At 60.4% G+C, this 17,599-nt stretch carries 14 protein-coding genes; all 14 read left to right on the top strand.

Annotated features, from left to right (window positions below):
* Positions 1-401: 401 nt before the first annotated feature.
* The 14 genes from aceA (at position 402) to nuoN (ending at position 17,307) form a co-directional block, all read left to right on the top strand.
* Positions 402-1,727, top strand: a complete 1,326-nt coding sequence (aceA, locus tag IB246_RS27410) for an isocitrate lyase (protein WP_008032724.1) — start codon at positions 402-404, stop codon at positions 1,725-1,727.
* Positions 1,728-2,367: 640 nt separating this feature from the next.
* The gene (locus IB246_RS27405) at positions 2,368-2,781 is read left to right on the top strand and encodes an NADH-quinone oxidoreductase subunit A (protein ID WP_003223812.1); all 414 of its coding nucleotides are present in this window, start codon (positions 2,368-2,370) and stop codon (positions 2,779-2,781) included.
* Between the two features lie 10 nt (positions 2,782-2,791).
* Entirely contained in the window at positions 2,792-3,466 is a 675-nt protein-coding gene (locus IB246_RS27400; protein WP_008032725.1) for a NuoB/complex I 20 kDa subunit family protein, read from the top strand.
* Between the two features lie 72 nt (positions 3,467-3,538).
* Entirely contained in the window at positions 3,539-5,323 is a 1,785-nt protein-coding gene (gene nuoC, locus IB246_RS27395; protein ID WP_008032726.1) for an NADH-quinone oxidoreductase subunit C/D, read from the top strand.
* 2 nt (positions 5,324-5,325) lie between these two features.
* A complete protein-coding gene (gene nuoE / locus IB246_RS27390; protein WP_008020715.1) occupies positions 5,326-5,823 on the top strand; it encodes an NADH-quinone oxidoreductase subunit NuoE in 498 nt (165 codons plus the stop codon).
* Entirely contained in the window at positions 5,820-7,175 is a 1,356-nt protein-coding gene (gene nuoF, locus IB246_RS27385; protein WP_008032727.1) for an NADH-quinone oxidoreductase subunit NuoF, read from the top strand. Before nuoE ends, nuoF begins: the two co-directional genes overlap by 4 nt.
* A gap of 137 nt (positions 7,176-7,312) precedes the next feature.
* Positions 7,313-10,027 carry an NADH-quinone oxidoreductase subunit NuoG gene (nuoG, locus tag IB246_RS27380; protein ID WP_008041246.1) on the top strand — a complete coding sequence of 905 codons (2,715 nt, stop codon included), beginning with the start codon at positions 7,313-7,315 and terminating at the stop codon, positions 10,025-10,027.
* Complete coding sequence (nuoH, locus tag IB246_RS27375) at positions 10,024-11,031, top strand: NADH-quinone oxidoreductase subunit NuoH (protein ID WP_008032732.1); 1,008 nt, start codon at positions 10,024-10,026, stop codon at positions 11,029-11,031. The genes nuoG and nuoH overlap by 4 nt, the downstream gene beginning before the upstream one ends.
* A 12-nt stretch (positions 11,032-11,043) precedes the next feature.
* The gene (gene nuoI, locus IB246_RS27370) at positions 11,044-11,589 is read left to right on the top strand and encodes an NADH-quinone oxidoreductase subunit NuoI (RefSeq protein WP_008032736.1); all 546 of its coding nucleotides are present in this window, start codon (positions 11,044-11,046) and stop codon (positions 11,587-11,589) included.
* A gap of 9 nt (positions 11,590-11,598) precedes the next feature.
* A complete protein-coding gene (gene nuoJ, locus IB246_RS27365; protein WP_008032738.1) occupies positions 11,599-12,102 on the top strand; it encodes an NADH-quinone oxidoreductase subunit J in 504 nt (167 codons plus the stop codon).
* Between the two features lie 2 nt (positions 12,103-12,104).
* Positions 12,105-12,413 carry an NADH-quinone oxidoreductase subunit NuoK gene (nuoK, locus tag IB246_RS27360; RefSeq protein WP_007940879.1) on the top strand — a complete coding sequence of 103 codons (309 nt, stop codon included), beginning with the start codon at positions 12,105-12,107 and terminating at the stop codon, positions 12,411-12,413.
* Positions 12,410-14,263 carry an NADH-quinone oxidoreductase subunit L gene (nuoL, locus tag IB246_RS27355; RefSeq protein ID WP_008032743.1) on the top strand — a complete coding sequence of 618 codons (1,854 nt, stop codon included), beginning with the start codon at positions 12,410-12,412 and terminating at the stop codon, positions 14,261-14,263. The genes nuoK and nuoL overlap by 4 nt, the downstream gene beginning before the upstream one ends.
* Before the next feature lie 40 nt (positions 14,264-14,303).
* Positions 14,304-15,836, top strand: a complete 1,533-nt coding sequence (nuoM, locus tag IB246_RS27350; protein ID WP_008032746.1) for an NADH-quinone oxidoreductase subunit M — start codon at positions 14,304-14,306, stop codon at positions 15,834-15,836.
* 7 nt (positions 15,837-15,843) lie between these two features.
* Complete coding sequence (gene nuoN / locus IB246_RS27345; RefSeq protein ID WP_008032749.1) at positions 15,844-17,307, top strand: NADH-quinone oxidoreductase subunit NuoN; 1,464 nt, start codon at positions 15,844-15,846, stop codon at positions 17,305-17,307.
* The last annotated feature ends 292 nt before the right edge of the window (positions 17,308-17,599 follow it).

Here is a 17,599-nt window from a genome sequence, read left to right as displayed (position 1 = left end):
GACGAGCCAAAAAAGCGAAGGCATGATGGCCTCGCTCCCGCTAATCAGGGGCCCTGGCAAGGGCCTTCGAAGCGATGCTCGCACCTACCCCGCGAGCCGTTTCGTGTCTGTACCGCCCACAAGGTGTGTTTGACGAGGTTGCCGACTGGAACGAAGTTGTCCCGAGGGACGGAAGCGTATTTAGGTAACCCGGCATCACACTGAAGTTCGTATAAAGGCCCACGACGCCCGAATGCGCTCGCCAGTCCGCCCTTACCTGCTCACTTCCCCTCGAGCCTATCGTTCATCCCGTCGCCAACCCCGCCGAATTCGACTTGACCGCCTAAGCTTCTGGTCTGCGAGCGCATGAATTTTCCACCGCAGAACAACTTTCCGTAAAAGACGCGACGAGGTTTATCTCCATGGCACTGACACGCGAACAGCAAATTGCAGCCCTCGAAAAAGACTGGGCTGAAAACCCACGCTGGAAAGGCGTGACACGCGCTTACTCCGCTGCTGACGTCGTCCGCCTGCGTGGCTCGGTTCAACCTGAGCACACCTTTGCAAAACTCGGCGCCGAGAAGCTCTGGAACCTGGTCACCCAGGGCGCCAAGCCGTCCTTCCGTCCTGAGAAAGATTTCGTCAACTGCATGGGCGCCCTGACCGGCGGCCAGGCTGTACAACAAGTCAAAGCCGGCATCCAGGCGATCTACCTGTCGGGCTGGCAGGTTGCTGCGGACAACAACTCCGCCGAATCGATGTACCCGGACCAGTCGCTGTACCCGGTGGACTCGGTTCCAACCGTGGTCAAGCGCATCAACAACTCGTTCCGTCGTGCTGACCAGATCCAATGGAAAGCCGGCAAGGGCCCGGGCGACGAAGGTTACATCGACTACTTCGCACCAATCGTGGCTGACGCCGAAGCCGGTTTCGGCGGAGTACTGAACGCCTACGAGCTGATGAAGAGCATGATCGAAGCAGGCGCCGCCGGCGTTCACTTCGAAGACCAACTGGCTTCCGTGAAAAAATGCGGCCACATGGGCGGCAAGGTACTGGTTCCTACCCAGGAAGCCGTACAGAAGCTGACCGCTGCCCGTCTGGCGGCTGACGTTGCCGGTACTCCGACCATCATCCTGGCACGTACCGACGCTAACGCGGCTGACCTGCTGACTTCCGACTGCGACCCGTACGACCAGCCATTCGTGACTGGCGAACGTACCCAGGAAGGTTTCTACAAAGTGCGCGCTGGCCTGGACCAGGCAATCGCTCGCGGCCTGGCTTACGCTCCGTACGCCGACCTGATCTGGTGCGAAACCGCCAAGCCGGATCTGGACGAAGCCCGTCGCTTCGCTGAAGCGATCAAGAAGGAATACCCGGACCAACTGCTGTCGTACAACTGCTCGCCTTCCTTCAACTGGAAGAAAAACCTGGACGACGCGACCATCGCCAAGTTCCAGCGCGAACTGTCCGCCATGGGTTACAAGCACCAGTTCATCACCCTGGCCGGCATTCACAACATGTGGCACAGCATGTTCAACCTGGCGCACGACTACGCCCGCAACGACATGACTGCCTACGTGAAGCTGCAAGAGCAGGAATTCGCCGACGCCGCCAAGGGTTACACCTTCGTGGCTCACCAGCAGGAAGTGGGCACCGGCTACTTCGACGACATGACCACCGTGATCCAGGGCGGCTCCTCGTCGGTTACCGCACTGACCGGTTCGACTGAAGAAGAACAGTTCCACTGATCTGCTTCGCCTGAACGAACGGCCGTTGCGGACCGAATAAAAAGCTAACCGCAACGCCGCACATCTGACGCCCCGACTGGTTCGGGGCGTTTTTTTTGCGTTCATTTTTTACACGATACGGCCCCTGTAGGAGCGAGGCTTGCCCGCGAAGAATGCACCGCGACATGTCAGGTAGACCGCAGCGCATTCTTCGCGGGCAAGCCTCGCTCCTACAGGGGGACGGTGGTGATTCAGGAAAAATCCTTGATCCAGCGCAGTTTCACGATCAGAAAAACAGGGTAAAACGGTGCCGCCCGCTACTTGCAGTAACGCGCATATAAGACAACTTTCCACCCACCTACCCGTTAAACAGTTTGAAAACCGCTTCAAACAATATTGATTATCATTTAGCTCAAACTATGTTCGTTACATTCCCTACAAAACATAATTGATGAAAAGCCTGCTAATGCCCGCAACGCATGGGCTGCGGGACTTTGGAGGTGCGCTATGTCCTTATTCCTATAAATAATTTCGCTATAGGAATTTTACTTGCACGGTGTTGTGCCATAAAATCAGCGGGATTGATTGCTGCGACATATCGTCACTGCTTTGTTTCTTTTTCAAGCTCAGAGACCTTTGCTCTCTGTTAAGGATTACCAGCATGCCCGAAGCGACAGGACTCATGGCCCACAACTGGGGCTTTGCCATTTTCCTTCTGGGCGTCGTCGGCCTTTGCGCCTTCATGCTCGGCGTCTCCAGCCTCCTCGGGTCAAAAGCCTGGGGCCGCAGCAAAAACGAACCGTTCGAGTCCGGCATGCTACCTACAGGTGGCGCCCGCTTGCGGCTCTCAGCCAAATTCTATCTGGTCGCGATGCTCTTCGTGATCTTCGATATCGAAGCCCTTTTTCTCTTTGCCTGGTCTGTGTCCGTCCGCGAAAGCGGCTGGACCGGATTCGTCGAAGCTCTCGTTTTCATAGCAATTCTGTTGGCAGGCCTTGTCTACCTATTCCGAGTGGGCGCCCTTGACTGGGCTCCGGAAGCTCGTCGTAAGCGGCAAGCGAAGCTGAAACAATGAGGCTTTGGCAATGCAATACAATCTCACCAGGATCGACCCCGATGCTCCTAACGAGCAGTATCCGATTGGCGAACGGGAAACCGTTTCCGATCCGTTAGAAGATCAAGTCCACAAAAACATCTTCATGGGCAAGCTCGAAGACGTGCTTAACGGCACGATCAACTGGGGGCGCAAGAACTCCCTGTGGCCGTATAACTTCGGCCTTTCGTGCTGCTACGTGGAAATGACCACCGCCTTCACGGCGCCCCACGACATCGCGCGCTTTGGCGCCGAGGTTATCCGGGCATCGCCGCGTCAGGCGGATTTCATGGTTATCGCCGGTACCTGCTTCATCAAGATGGCGCCGATCATTCAGCGTCTCTACGAGCAAATGCTCGAACCTAAATGGGTCATCTCCATGGGTTCGTGCGCCAACTCCGGTGGCATGTACGACATCTACTCAGTCGTTCAAGGGGTGGACAAGTTCCTGCCCGTGGACGTCTACGTGCCTGGCTGCCCGCCTCGTCCTGAAGCTTTTCTGCAAGGCTTGATGCTCTTGCAGGAGTCGATTGGACAGGAGCGTCGTCCGCTTTCCTGGGTCGTTGGCGATCAAGGCGTGTATCGCGCCGAGATGCCTTCCGAGAAGGACAAGCGCCGCGAACAGCGAATCGCAGTCACCAACCTGCGCAGCCCCGACGAAGTCTGATCCAGATCTGCTTCTTATATAGAACGAGACACTGGCTTCATTCTTTACGTTGACCGAAAGCGATAAATAACCATGACTACAGGCAGTGCTCTGTACATCCCGCCTTACAAGGCAGACGACCAGGATGTGGTCGTCGAACTGAATAACCGTTTTGGCCCCGAGGCGTTCACCGCCCAGCCTACCCGCACCGGCATGCCGGTGCTTTGGGTTGCCCGCGCCAAACTCGTCGAAGTGATGACCTTCCTGCGCAACCTGCCCAAGCCGTACGTCATGCTCTATGACCTGCACGGCGTGGACGAGCGTCTGCGCACCAAGCGTCAAGGGCTGCCAAGCGGCGCCGACTTCACCGTGTTCTATCACCTGATGTCGATCGAACGTAATAGTGACGTGATGATCAAGGTCGCCTTGTCCGAGAGCGACCTCAGCGTGCCGACCGTCACCGGGATCTGGCCGAACGCCAACTGGTACGAGCGTGAAGTGTGGGACATGTACGGCATCGACTTTGCCGGCCACCCGCACCTGACCCGCATCATGATGCCGCCGACCTGGGAAGGTCACCCGCTGCGCAAGGACTTCCCGGCCCGCGCCACCGAGTTCGACCCGTTCACCCTGAACCTGGCCAAGCAACAGCTTGAGGAAGAAGCCGCGCGCTTCAAGCCTGAAGACTGGGGCATGAAGCGTTCCGGTGCGAACGAGGACTACATGTTCCTCAACCTCGGTCCCAACCACCCTTCCGCGCACGGTGCGTTCCGCATCATCCTGCAGCTGGACGGTGAAGAGATCGTCGATTGCGTACCGGACGTCGGCTACCACCACCGTGGTGCCGAGAAGATGGCCGAGCGTCAGTCCTGGCACAGTTTCATCCCGTACACCGACCGTATCGACTACCTCGGCGGCGTGATGAACAACCTGCCGTACGTGCTCTCGGTCGAGAAGCTGGCCGGCATCAAGGTGCCCGAGAAGGTCGACGTCATCCGCATCATGATGGCCGAGTTCTTCCGGATCACCAGCCACCTGCTGTTCCTGGGTACCTACATCCAGGACGTCGGCGCCATGACCCCGGTGTTCTTCACCTTCACCGACCGCCAGAAGGCGTACACGGTGATCGAAGCCATTACCGGTTTCCGTCTGCACCCGGCCTGGTACCGCATCGGTGGCGTCGCCCACGACCTGCCGCGCGGCTGGGAAAAGCTGGTGAAAGACTTCGTCGAGTGGATGCCAAAGCGTCTGGACGAATACCAGAAAGCCGCCCTGGACAACAGCATCCTGCGTGGCCGGACCATCGGCGTCGCTGCCTACAACACCAAAGAGGCCCTCGAATGGGGCGTCACCGGTGCAGGCCTGCGTTCGACCGGTTGCGACTTCGACCTGCGTAAAGCGCGTCCATACTCGGGCTACGAGAACTTCGAATTCGAAGTGCCGCTGGCCGCCAATGGCGATGCCTACGACCGTTGCATCGTGCGCGTCGAAGAAATGCGCCAGAGCATCAAGATCATCGACCAGTGCATGCGCAACATGCCGGAAGGCCCGTACAAGGCGGATCACCCGCTGACCACGCCGCCGCCGAAAGAGCGCACGCTGCAGCACATCGAGACCCTGATCACGCACTTCCTGCAAGTTTCGTGGGGCCCGGTCATGCCGGCCAACGAATCCTTCCAGATGATCGAAGCGACCAAGGGCATCAACAGTTATTACCTGACGAGCGATGGCGGCACCATGAGCTACCGCACCCGGATTCGCACCCCAAGCTTCCCGCACCTGCAGCAGATCCCTTCGGTGATCAAAGGCAGCATGGTCGCGGACTTGATTGCGTACCTGGGTAGTATCGATTTCGTTATGGCCGACGTGGACCGCTAAGCATGAACAGCACGCTTATCCAGACAGACCGTTTCACCTTGAGTGAAACCGAGCGCTCGGCCATCGAGCACGAGCTGCATCACTACGAAGACCCGCGCGCGGCGTCGATCGAAGCCCTGAAGATCGTCCAGAAGGAACGTGGCTGGGTGCCTGACGGCGCGCTCTACGCCATCGGCGAGATCCTCGGCATCCCGGCGAGTGACGTTGAAGGCGTGGCTACTTTCTATAGCCAGATCTTCCGTCAGCCAGTCGGTCGTCACATCATTCGCGTCTGCGACAGCATGGTCTGCTACATCGGCGGCCATGAATCGGTAGTCAGCGAAATCCAGAGCAAACTCGGCATCGGCCTGGGCCAGACCACGGCCGACGGTCGTTTCACCCTGCTGCCGGTCTGCTGCCTCGGCAACTGCGACAAGGCGCCGGCGTTGATGATCGACGACGACACTTTCGGTGATGTGCAGCCTGCCGGCGTTGCCAAATTGCTCGAGGGCTACGTATGACCCTGACTTCCTTCGGTCCTGCCAACCGCATCAAGCGTTCGGCCGAGACTCACCCGCTGACCTGGCGTCTGCGTGACGACGGCGAAGCTGTCTGGCTCGACGAGTACCAGGCCAAGAACGGTTACGCGGCTGCGCGCAAAGCCTTCGCCGACATGGCACAGGACGACATCGTCCAGACCGTGAAAGACGCCGGCCTGAAAGGTCGCGGCGGTGCAGGCTTCCCCACGGGCGTGAAGTGGGGCCTGATGCCCAAAGACGAATCCATCAACATCCGCTACCTGCTGTGCAACGCGGATGAAATGGAGCCGAACACCTGGAAAGACCGCATGCTGATGGAGCAACTGCCCCATCTGCTGATCGAAGGCATGCTGATCAGTGCCCGCGCGCTGAAAACCTACCGTGGCTACATCTTCCTGCGTGGCGAATACACCACCGCCGCCAAGCACCTCAACCGTGCCGTGGAAGAAGCCAAGGCAGCTGGCCTTTTGGGCAAGAACATCCTGGGCAGCGGCTTCGATTTCGAGCTGTTCGTCCACACCGGCGCCGGGCGTTACATCTGCGGTGAAGAAACCGCACTGATCAACTCCCTCGAAGGCCGCCGCGCCAACCCGCGCTCCAAGCCGCCCTTCCCTGCCGCCGTTGGCGTGTGGGGCAAGCCGACTTGCGTGAACAACGTTGAAACCCTGTGCAACGTCCCGGCGATCATTGCCGATGGCGTGGACTGGTACAAATCGTTGGCTCGCGAAGGCAGTGAAGACATGGGCACCAAGCTCATGGGCTTCTCCGGCAAGGTCAAGAACCCGGGCCTGTGGGAATTGCCATTCGGCGTCACCGGTCGCGAGTTGTTCGAAGACTACGCCGGCGGCATGCGCGACGGTTACAAGCTCAAGGCCTGGCAGCCAGGCGGCGCCGGTACCGGTTTCCTGTTGCCTGAACACCTGGACGCACAAATGTACGCCGGCGGCATCGCCAAAGTGGGCACCCGTATGGGTACCGGCCTGGCCATGGCGGTGGACGACAGCGTCAACATGGTTTCCCTGCTGCGCAACATGGAGCAGTTCTTCGCCCGCGAATCCTGTGGTTTCTGCACCCCTTGCCGCGATGGTTTGCCATGGAGCGTCAAGCTGCTGATGGCCATCGAGAACGGCGAAGGCCAGCCAGGCGACATCGAGACCCTGCTGGGTCTGGTCGGTTTCCTCGGCCCAGGCAAGACCTTCTGTGCTCACGCACCGGGTGCCGTGGAGCCATTGGGCAGCGCAATCAAATACTTCCGCCATGAGTTCGAAGCCGGCATCGCGCCTGTCAGCGCCGTCGTCCCGCCTCTGGCAAGGCCGATCGTAGTCGGCGCTTAACGCTTAAAAAAGGCGAACGGTCCGTGCCGTTCGCCTTCTCGTGTGATGACGCCTTGAACGGCTGTGTTGATTCACGCGAATAACAAGATTCCATTAGCCACGCCCGCTGACACCGGGCCAACGAAGAACTTTGAACCATGGCCACTATCCACGTAGACGGCAAAGAGCTCGAAGTCGATGGGGCAGACAACCTGTTACAGGCATGTCTGTCGCTAGGCCTCGATATCCCTTATTTCTGCTGGCACCCTGCCCTTGGCAGCGTTGGCGCTTGCCGCCAGTGCGCGGTCAAGCAGTACACCGACGAGAACGACACCCGCGGTCGCATCGTCATGTCCTGCATGACCCCTGCCACCGACGGCACCTGGATCTCCATCGAAGATGAAGAGTCCAAGGCCTTCCGCGCCAGTGTTGTTGAATGGCTGATGACCAACCACCCGCACGACTGCCCGGTCTGTGAGGAAGGCGGTCACTGCCACCTGCAAGACATGACCGTGATGACCGGCCACAACGAGCGCCGTTATCGCTTCACCAAGCGTACCCACCAGAACCAGCAACTGGGCCCGTTCATTTCCCACGAAATGAACCGCTGCATCGCTTGCTACCGCTGCGTGCGCTTCTATAAGGATTACGCTGGCGGCACCGACCTTGGTGTGTTCGGCGCCCACGACAACGTGTACTTCGGTCGCGTTGAAGACGGCGTACTGGAAAGCGAATTCTCCGGCAACCTCACCGAGGTCTGCCCGACCGGTGTGTTCACCGACAAGACTCACTCCGAGCGCTACAACCGCAAGTGGGACATGCAGTTCTCGCCGAGCATCTGCCATGGCTGCTCCAGCGGTTGCAACATCTCCCCGGGCGAGCGTTACGGCGAACTGCGTCGGATCGAAAACCGCTTCAACGGTTCGGTCAACCAGTACTTCCTGTGCGACCGTGGCCGTTTCGGCTATGGCTACGTCAACCGCGAAGACCGCCCGCGTCAGCCTCTGCTGGCCAACGGCACCAAGCTGAGCCTCGACGAAGCGCTGGATAAAGCGGCTGACCTGCTGCGCGGTCGCAACATCGTCGGTATCGGTTCGCCGCGTGCCAGCCTCGAAAGCAACTACGCGTTGCGCGAGCTGGTCGGTGCCGAGCACTTCTACTCCGGTATCGAAGCCGCCGAGCTGGAACGCATTCGTCTGGTCATGCAGGTGCTGAAAGACAGCCCGCTGCCGATCCCGAACATGCGCGACATCGAAGACCACGACGCCATCTTCGTCCTCGGCGAAGACCTGACCCAGACCGCCGCCCGTATGGCGCTGTCCCTGCGTCAATCGGTCAAGGGCAAGGCCGAAGACATGGCCGACTCCATGCGCGTTCAGCCTTGGCTCGACGCTGCGGTGAAGAACATCGGTCAGCACGAGCTGAACCCGCTGTTCATCGCCAGCCTGGCTGAAACCAAGCTCGACGACATCGCCGAAGAGTGCGTTCACGCCGCTCCAGACGACCTGGCCCGCATCGGTTTCGCCGTGGCTCACGCCCTCGACGCCAGCGCCCCAGCGGTTGAAGGCCTCGACGCCGAAGCCCTCGAACTGGCCAAGCGCATTGCCGACGCCCTGCTCGCGGCCAAGCGTCCACTGATCATTGCCGGTACCTCGCTGGGTTCCAAAGCATTGATCGAAGCCGCCGCGAACATCGCCAAAGCCCTGAAGCTGCGCGAGAAGAACGGTTCCATCAGCCTGATCGTGCCAGAGGCCAACAGCCTCGGCCTGGCCATGCTCGGTGGCGAATCGGTCGACGCCGCGCTGCAAGCGGTGATCGATGGCAAGGCCGACGCCATCGTCGTGCTGGAAAACGATCTGTACACCCGTACCGACAAAGCCCGTGTCGATGCCGCCCTGACCGCCGCGAAAGTGGTGATCGTTGCCGACCACCAGAAAACCGCCACCAGCGATCGCGCGCACCTGGTTCTGCCAGCCGCCAGCTTCGCTGAAGGCGACGGTACGCTGGTCAGCCAGGAAGGCCGCGCCCAGCGCTTCTTCCAGGTCTTCGATCCGAAGTACATGGACGCGAGCATCCTGGTTCACGAAGGCTGGCGCTGGCTGCATGCCCTGCGCGCTACCTTGCTGAACCAGCCGATCGACTGGACCCAACTGGACCACGTCACCGCTGCCGTCGCTGCAAGCACGCCGCAACTGAACCGCATCGTCGATGCCGCACCGTCCGCCTCGTTCCGCATCAAGGGCATGAAGCTTGCCCGTGAACCGCTGCGTTATTCGGGTCGTACCGCCATGCGCGCTGACATCAACGTGCACGAACCGCGTACCCCGCAAGACAAGGACACCGCGTTCGCCTTCTCCATGGAAGGTTACTCGGGCTCGGCCGAACCGCGTCAGCAAGTGCCTTTCGCCTGGTCTCCGGGCTGGAACTCGCCGCAAGCCTGGAACAAGTTCCAGGACGAAGTCGGTGGTCACATCCGCGCTGGCGACCCGGGCACCCGCCTGATCGAAAGCACCGGTGATTCGCTGAACTGGTTCTCGGCTGTTCCGCGCGCCTTCAACCCGGCGCCGGGCACCTGGCAGGTCGTGCCGTTCTTCCACCTGCTCGGCAGCGAAGAGAACTCTTCGAAAGCCGCACCGGTTCAGGAACGCATCCCGGCCGCCTACGTCGCTTTGGCCAAGTCCGAAGCGGATCGCCTGGGTGTCAATGACGGTGCCCTGCTGAGCTTGAACGTTGCCGGCCAGACCCTGCGTCTGCCGCTGCGCATCAACGAAGAGCTGGGTGCTGGCCTGGTCGCATTGCCGGCCGGTATCGCGGGCATTCCGCCAGCGATCTTTGGCAAATCCGTTGACGGTCTGCAGGAGGCAGCTCAATGACCTGGTTCACGCCTGAAGTGATTGACGTGATCATCGCGGTCCTCAAGGCCATCGTGATTCTGCTCGCCGTGGTGGTGTGCGGCGCGCTGCTGAGCTGGGTCGAGCGTCGTCTGCTCGCCCTCTGGCAGGACCGTTACGGTCCGAACCGCGTCGGCCCGTTCGGCGCGTTCCAGATCGCGGCCGACATGATCAAGATGTTCTTCAAGGAAGACTGGACCCCGCCGTTCGCCGACAAGATGATCTTCACCCTGGCACCGGTCGTGGCCATGAGCGCCCTGCTGATTGCCTTCGCGATCATCCCGATCACCCCGACCTGGGGCGTGGCGGACATCAACATCGGCATCCTGTTCTTCTTCGCCATGGCCGGTCTGTCGGTCTACGCGGTGCTGTTCGCCGGCTGGTCGAGCAACAACAAGTTCGCCCTGCTGGGCAGCTTGCGGGCCTCGGCACAGACCGTGTCGTACGAAGTGTTCATGGGCCTGTCGCTGATGGGCATCGTGATCCAGGTCGGCTCGTTCAACATGCGCGACATCGTTGAATATCAAGCGCAGAACCTGTGGTTCATCATTCCGCAGATCTTCGGTTTCCTGACCTTCTTCATCGCCGGCGTCGCCGTGACTCACCGTCACCCGTTCGACCAGCCGGAAGCGGAGCAGGAACTGGCTGACGGTTACCACATTGAATACGCCGGCATGAAATGGGGCATGTTCTTCGTCGGCGAGTACATCGGCATCGTGTTGATTTCGGCGCTGCTGGTGACCTTGTTCTTCGGTGGCTGGCACGGTCCGTTCAACATTCTGCCGCAGATCCCGTTCATCTGGTTTGCACTGAAAACCGCGTTCTTCATCATGATCTTCATCCTGTTGCGCGCCTCGATTCCGCGCCCACGGTATGACCAAGTGATGGACTTCAGCTGGAAGTTCTGCCTGCCGCTGACCCTCGTCAACATGCTGGTGACCGCTGCGATCGTGTTGCTCAACACGCCCGCCGTCGCGGCTCAGTGAGGATAGAGAATCATGAAGTACATATTTGACATCGTGCATGGCTTCTTCACCCAGCTTCGCAGCCTGGTAATGATTTTCGGCCACGCCTTCCGCAAGCGCGACACGCTGCAGTACCCGGAAGAACCGGTCTACCTGCCGCCGCGCTACCGTGGCCGTATCGTCCTGACCCGCGACCCTGATGGCGAAGAGCGTTGTGTAGCCTGCAACCTGTGCGCCGTGGCGTGCCCGGTCGGGTGCATCTCGCTGCAGAAAGCTGAAACCGAAGACGGTCGCTGGTACCCGGACTTCTTCCGCATCAACTTCTCGCGCTGCATTTTCTGCGGCCTCTGCGAGGAAGCCTGCCCGACCACCGCGATCCAGCTGACACCGGATTTCGAGATGGCCGAGTTCAAACGTCAGGACCTGGTTTACGAGAAAGAAGATCTGCTGATCTCCGGCCCCGGCAAAAACCCTGATTACAACTTCTATCGTGTTGCAGGTATGGCGATTGCCGGGAAGCCGAAAGGCTCCGCGCAGAATGAAGCCGAACCGATCAACGTGAAGAGCTTGCTGCCTTAAGGAAGAAAGATGGAATTCGCTTTCTATTTCGCATCGGGTATCGCTGTGGTGTCCACGCTTCGCGTGATCACCCACACCAACCCTGTGCACGCCCTGCTCTACCTGATCATTTCGCTGATCGCCGTGGCCATGACGTTCTTTGCCCTCGGCGCACCGTTTGCCGGTGTTCTGGAAGTGATCGCCTACGCTGGCGCCATCATGGTGCTGTTCGTGTTCGTGGTGATGATGCTGAACCTGGGCCCCGCCTCGGTTCAGCAAGAGCGCGTCTGGCTCAAGCCCGGCATCTGGCTCGGCCCGGTGATTCTCGGCGCCCTGCTGCTGGCTGAACTGCTGTACGTGCTGTTCAGCCACCAGAGCGGCCAGGCCGTCGGCCACACCACCGTAGACGCCAAGGCCGTGGGCATCAGCCTGTTCGGTCCGTACCTGCTGGTGGTCGAACTCGCCTCGATGCTGCTGCTCGCCGCAGCCGTGACGGCGTTCCACTTGGGCCGTAACGAAGCCAAGGAGCAATGACGATGCCTGCTATCCCTTTGGAGCATGGTCTGGCGGTCGCCGGCATCCTGTTCTGCCTCGGTCTGGTCGGCCTGATGGTCCGCCGCAACATTCTCTTCGTGCTGATGAGCCTGGAGGTCATGATGAATGCCTCCGCTTTGGCGTTCATCGTTGCCGGTAGCCGCTGGGCGCAGCCGGATGGACAGATCATGTTCATCCTGGTGATCAGCCTGGCAGCCGCCGAGGCCAGTATCGGCCTGGCGATCCTGCTGCAACTGTATCGCCGCTTCCACACGCTCGATATCGACGCTGCCAGTGAGATGCGCGGATGAATCTTCTCTATCTGACTTTCGTATTCCCTCTCATCGGTTTCCTGCTGCTGTCGTTCTCCCGTGGACGCCTCTCGGAAAACCTGTCGGCGCTGATCGGCGTCGGTTCCATCGGCCTGTCTGCCATCGTCACCGCTTACGTGATCTGGCAGTTCAACGTCGCGCCACCTGAAGGCGGTCACTACACCCAGGTGTTGTGGCAGTGGATGGCGGTGGAAGGCTTCACGCCGAACTTCGCGCTGTACCTGGATGGTCTGTCCCTGACCATGCTCGGTGTCGTGGTCGGTGTCGGCTTCCTGATCCACCTGTTCGCGTCCTGGTACATGCGCGGTGAAGCCGGTTACTCGCGCTTCTTCGCCTACACCAACCTGTTTATCGCCAGCATGCTGTTCCTGGTCCTGGGCGATAACCTGTTGTTCCTGTACTTCGGCTGGGAAGGCGTGGGCCTGTGCTCGTACCTGTTGATCGGTTTCTACTACAGCAACCGCAACAACGGTAACGCGGCACTCAAAGCCTTTATCGTGACCCGCATCGGCGACGTGTTCATGGCCATCGGCCTGTTCATCCTGTTCGCCCAACTGGGTACGCTGAACGTCCAGGAACTGCTGGTGCTGGCACCGCAGAAATTCCAGGCCGGCGACTTCTGGATGGTCATGGCCACCCTGATGCTGCTGGGCGGCGCTGTCGGTAAATCCGCGCAACTGCCACTGCAAACCTGGCTGGCGGACGCGATGGCCGGTCCTACCCCGGTTTCGGCACTGATCCACGCCGCGACCATGGTGACCGCTGGTGTCTACCTGATCGCCCGTACTCACGGCCTGTTCACCCTGGCGCCGGAAATCCTGCATCTAGTAGGCATCGTCGGCGGCGTGACCCTGGTACTCGCCGGTTTCGCGGCACTGGTTCAGACCGACATCAAACGTATCCTCGCCTACTCGACCATGAGCCAGATTGGCTACATGTTCCTGGCGCTGGGCGTTGGCGCATGGGATGGCGCGATTTTCCACCTGATGACCCACGCCTTCTTCAAGGCACTGCTGTTCCTTGCGTCCGGTGCGGTGATCGTTGCCTGCCACCACGAGCAGAACATCTTCAAGATGGGCGGCCTGTGGAAGAAACTGCCACTGGCCTACGCCAGCTTCATCGTCGGCGGCGCGGCCCTGGCGGCCCTGCCACTGGTGACCGCAGGCTTCTACTCCAAGGACGAAATCCTGTGGGAAGCGTTTGCCAGCGGCAACCAGGGTCTGCTGTACGCAGGTCTGGTCGGTGCGTTCATGACTTCGCTGTACACCTTCCGCCTGATCTTCATCGCGTTCCACGGTGAAGTGAAGACCGAAGCGCACGCCGGTCACGGCATCGCTCACTGGCTGCCACTGTCGGTGCTGATCGTATTGTCCACCGCTATTGGCGCGATGATCGTTCCGCCGCTGCACGGTGTGCTGCCGGAAAGCGTCGGCCACGCCGGCGGCGAAGCCAAGCACAGTCTGGAAATCGCCTCGGGCGCCATCGCCCTGGCCGGTATCCTGCTGGCCGCGTTGCTGTTCCTCGGCAAGCGTCGTTTCGTCACTGCAATCGCCAACAGCGGCATCGGCCGCTTCCTTTCGGCCTGGTGGTTCGCTGCCTGGGGCTTCGACTGGATCTACGACAAACTGTTCGTCAAGCCATACCTGGCGATCAGCCATGTACTGCGCAAAGACCCGCTCGACCAGACCATCGGTCTGATCCCGCGTATGGCCAAAGGCGGTCACACCGCCCTGAGCCGTACCGAAACCGGTCAACTGCGTTGGTACGCGGCATCGATGGCAGCCGGCTCCGTGCTGGTCATCGGCGCCATCGTGCTGGTAGCGGTCTGAATATGAACCTTGCGAACTTGCGAAAGGAATTGAGCCCGTCATGATTCTGCCTTGGCTAATCCTGATCCCCTTCATCGGCGGCCTGCTGTGCTGGATGGGTGAGCGCTTCGGCGCCACCCTCCCCCGCTGGATTGCGCTGATCACCATGTCCCTGTTGCTTTCCCTCGGCCTCTGGCTGTGGGCCACCGGTGACTATTCATTTGCCCCGGCGCCTGGCGCCGACCCGACCTGGGCGCTTGAGTTCAAGCACATCTGGATCGAACGCTTCGGCATCAGCGTGCACCTGGCCCTCGACGGCCTGTCGCTGCTGATGATCATGCTGACCGGTCTGCTGGGTGTGCTTTCGGTACTCTGCTCGTGGAAAGAGATTCAACGTCACGTTGGCTTCTTCCACTTGAACCTGATGTGGATCCTGGGCGGTGTCGTCGGCGTGTTCCTCGCCCTCGACCTGTTCATGTTCTTCTTCTTCTGGGAAATGATGCTGGTGCCGATGTACTTCCTCATCGCGCTCTGGGGTCACAGTTCTTCAGACGGCAAGAAAACCCGGATCTACGCGGCGACCAAGTTCTTCATCTTCACTCAGGCTTCCGGCCTGATCATGTTGGTGGCGATCCTGGGTCTGGTACTGGTCAACTTCAACGACACCGGCGTAATTACTTTCAACTACGCCGATCTGTTGAAAACCAAGATGTCGCTGACCACCGAGTACATCCTGATGCTCGGCTTCTTCATCGCCTTCGCGGTCAAGCTGCCAGTCGTACCGTTCCACTCCTGGTTGCCTGACGCTCACGCCCAGGCGCCGACCGCAGGTTCCGTCGACCTGGCCGGTATCTTGCTGAAAACCGCTGCGTACGGTCTGCTGCGTTTTGCCCTGCCGCTGTTCCCGAATGCGTCGGCCGAGTTTGCGCCGATCGCCATGACCCTCGGTCTGATCGGTATTTTCTACGGCGCGTTCCTGGCTTTCGCACAAACCGACATCAAGCGTCTGATCGCCTTCTCGTCCGTTTCCCACATGGGCTTCGTACTGATCGGCATCTACTCCGGCAGCCAGCTGGCGCTGCAGGGCGCGGTGATGCAGATGCTGGCGCACGGTCTGTCGGCCGCTGCACTCTTTATCCTGAGCGGTCAGTTGTACGAGCGTACCCACACCCGCGACATGCGTGAAATGGGTGGCCTGTGGTCGAAGATCGCTTACCTGCCAGCCCTCAGCCTGTTCTTCGCAGCCGCGTCGCTGGGCTTGCCGGGCACCGGTAACTTTGTCGGTGAGTTCCTGATCCTGATCGGTACCTTCCCTGCTGCACCGTTGGTCACCATCATCGCGACGTCCGGCCTGGTGTTCGGTTCGGTCTACTCGCTGATCATGATCCACCGTGCGTACTTCGGTCCGGCCAAATCGGACGCGGTGCTGCATGGCATGGACGGTCGCGAACTGATCATGGTGGTCGGTCTGGCGGCATTGCTGATCTACATCGGCGTGTACCCGCAACCGTTCCTCGATACCTCTGCTGCGACGATGCATGGCGTGCAGCAATGGCTCGGCACCGCCTTCACTCAACTCGCTTCGGCCCGGTAAGAGCGCTATGGAATTCACGACTCAACACTTTATCGCGCTAGCGCCGTTGTTGATCACCAGCGCCACGATCATCGTGGTGATGCTGGCGATTGCCTGGCGCCGCAACCACTCGCAGACCTTCCTGATTTCCGTGGCGGGCCTGAACCTAGCGTTGCTGTCGATCCTGCCAGCCTTGAAAGTCGCGCCATTGGCCGTGACCCCACTGCTGCAGATCGATAGCTTTGCCTGCTTGTACATGGCGCTGATCCTGGTCGCCACCCTCGCTTGTGTGACCCTCGCCCACGCCTACCTCGGCGATGGCGGTTCGGGTTACCCGGGCAACCGCGAAGAACTGTACCTGCTGATCCTGATGGCCGCCGCCGGTGGCCTGGTTCTGGTCAGCGCGCAGCACCTGGCCGGGTTGTTCATCGGTCTGGAACTGCTCTCGGTGCCGGTCTACGGTCTGGTGGCCTACGCCTTCTTCAACAAGCGTTCGCTGGAAGCCGGTATCAAGTACATGGTGCTGTCGGCCGCCGGTTCCGCGTTCCTGTTGTTCGGTATGGCCCTGCTCTACGCCGATTCCGGCAGCCTGAGCTTTGTCGGTATCGGCCAGGCCCTCGCGGCCACCGGTCTGCCAAGCTCCCTGGCGCAGATGGGCCTGGGCATGATGCTGATCGGCCTGGCGTTCAAACTGTCGCTGGTACCGTTCCACCTCTGGACCCCGGACGTTTACGAAGGTGCTCCGGCACCGGTGGCGGCGTTCCTGGCGACCGCTTCCAAAGTCGCTGTGTTCGCAGTGATGGTGCGTCTGTTCCAGATCTCGCCAGCGGCGAGCAGCGGTGTACTCAGCGACGTGCTGACCATCATCGCCATCGCCTCGATCCTGTTCGGTAACCTGCTGGCCCTGACCCAAAGCAACCTCAAGCGTCTGCTGGGTTACTCGTCCATCGCGCACTTCGGCTACCTGCTGATCGCCCTGGTGGCGAGCAAGGGTCTGGCCGTGGAAGCCATCGGCGTGTACCTGGTCACCTACGTGATCACCAGCCTCGGCGCCTTCGGCGTGATCACCCTGATGTCCTCGCCGTACAACGGCCGTGACGCGGATGCCCTGTACGAATACCGCGGCCTGTTCTGGCGCCGTCCGTACCTGACCGCCGTACTGACCGTGATGATGCTGTCCCTGGCCGGTATCCCGCTGACCGCGGGCTTCATCGGCAAGTTCTACATCATTGCCACCGGTGTCGAGTCGCACCAATGGTGGCTGGTCGGCTCCCTGGTACTGGGCAGCGCCATCGGCGTCTTCTACTACCTGCGCGTCATGGTCACCCTGTACCTGATGGAGCCAAACCTGCGTCGCCACGATGCGCAACTGCATTGGGAACAACGTGCAGGCGGCGTGATGCTGCTGGCCATCGCCGTACTGGCGTTCTTCCTCGGGCTGTATCCGCAGCCGTTGCTGGCTCTGGTTCAACAGGCTGGTCTGGCGGGTTGATCGCTTAGCGGTAGATCGTAGAAAACAGAAACGGCACCTTCGGGTGCCGTTTTTGCGTTTGTGGGGTTTGGTTCTGCTGTTTTTCCCCTCCTCTGGCGTACATATCCATTTTTGCGGTAACGGCGGCTATGGGTTTCGCCCTTACGGCGAGTCACTTGGAAGAGACCCAAGTAACCAAGGGCTCTTGCCCCTTTCGTTCGGTGCCTCGCCTAGGCTCGGCATGCCCTCGCTCCGGTCCTGCTCCGTGGGCCCGCCGCCATCGGCCATCCATGGCCGGGGGCGGCTAACCCGG

Origin of the sequence: Pseudomonas sp. PDM01 (assembly GCF_014852325.1) — a bacterium.
GTDB lineage: Bacteria > Pseudomonadota > Gammaproteobacteria > Pseudomonadales > Pseudomonadaceae > Aquipseudomonas > Aquipseudomonas migulae.
Note: the sequence above shows the minus strand (reverse complement) of the source record. Positions and strands in the feature narration are given on the sequence as shown.

What these genes read in the sequence shown, in the direction of transcription:
- nuoH (WP_008032732.1), top strand. Translation starts at nt 10,024, where the DNA reads ATGACCTGGTTCACGCCTGAAGTGATTGACGTGATCATCGCGGTCCTC.
- nuoK (WP_007940879.1), top strand. Translation starts at nt 12,105, where the DNA reads ATGCCTGCTATCCCTTTGGAGCATGGTCTGGCGGTCGCCGGCATCCTG.
- IB246_RS27400 (WP_008032725.1), top strand. Translation starts at nt 2,792, where the DNA reads ATGCAATACAATCTCACCAGGATCGACCCCGATGCTCCTAACGAGCAG.
- nuoE (WP_008020715.1), top strand. Translation starts at nt 5,326, where the DNA reads ATGAACAGCACGCTTATCCAGACAGACCGTTTCACCTTGAGTGAAACC.
- aceA (WP_008032724.1), top strand. Translation starts at nt 402, where the DNA reads ATGGCACTGACACGCGAACAGCAAATTGCAGCCCTCGAAAAAGACTGG.
- nuoM (WP_008032746.1), top strand. Translation starts at nt 14,304, where the DNA reads ATGATTCTGCCTTGGCTAATCCTGATCCCCTTCATCGGCGGCCTGCTG.
- nuoI (WP_008032736.1), top strand. Translation starts at nt 11,044, where the DNA reads ATGAAGTACATATTTGACATCGTGCATGGCTTCTTCACCCAGCTTCGC.
- nuoJ (WP_008032738.1), top strand. Translation starts at nt 11,599, where the DNA reads ATGGAATTCGCTTTCTATTTCGCATCGGGTATCGCTGTGGTGTCCACG.
- IB246_RS27405 (WP_003223812.1), top strand. Translation starts at nt 2,368, where the DNA reads ATGCCCGAAGCGACAGGACTCATGGCCCACAACTGGGGCTTTGCCATT.
- nuoF (WP_008032727.1), top strand. Translation starts at nt 5,820, where the DNA reads ATGACCCTGACTTCCTTCGGTCCTGCCAACCGCATCAAGCGTTCGGCC.
- nuoG (WP_008041246.1), top strand. Translation starts at nt 7,313, where the DNA reads ATGGCCACTATCCACGTAGACGGCAAAGAGCTCGAAGTCGATGGGGCA.
- nuoL (WP_008032743.1), top strand. Translation starts at nt 12,410, where the DNA reads ATGAATCTTCTCTATCTGACTTTCGTATTCCCTCTCATCGGTTTCCTG.
- nuoN (WP_008032749.1), top strand. Translation starts at nt 15,844, where the DNA reads ATGGAATTCACGACTCAACACTTTATCGCGCTAGCGCCGTTGTTGATC.
- nuoC (WP_008032726.1), top strand. Translation starts at nt 3,539, where the DNA reads ATGACTACAGGCAGTGCTCTGTACATCCCGCCTTACAAGGCAGACGAC.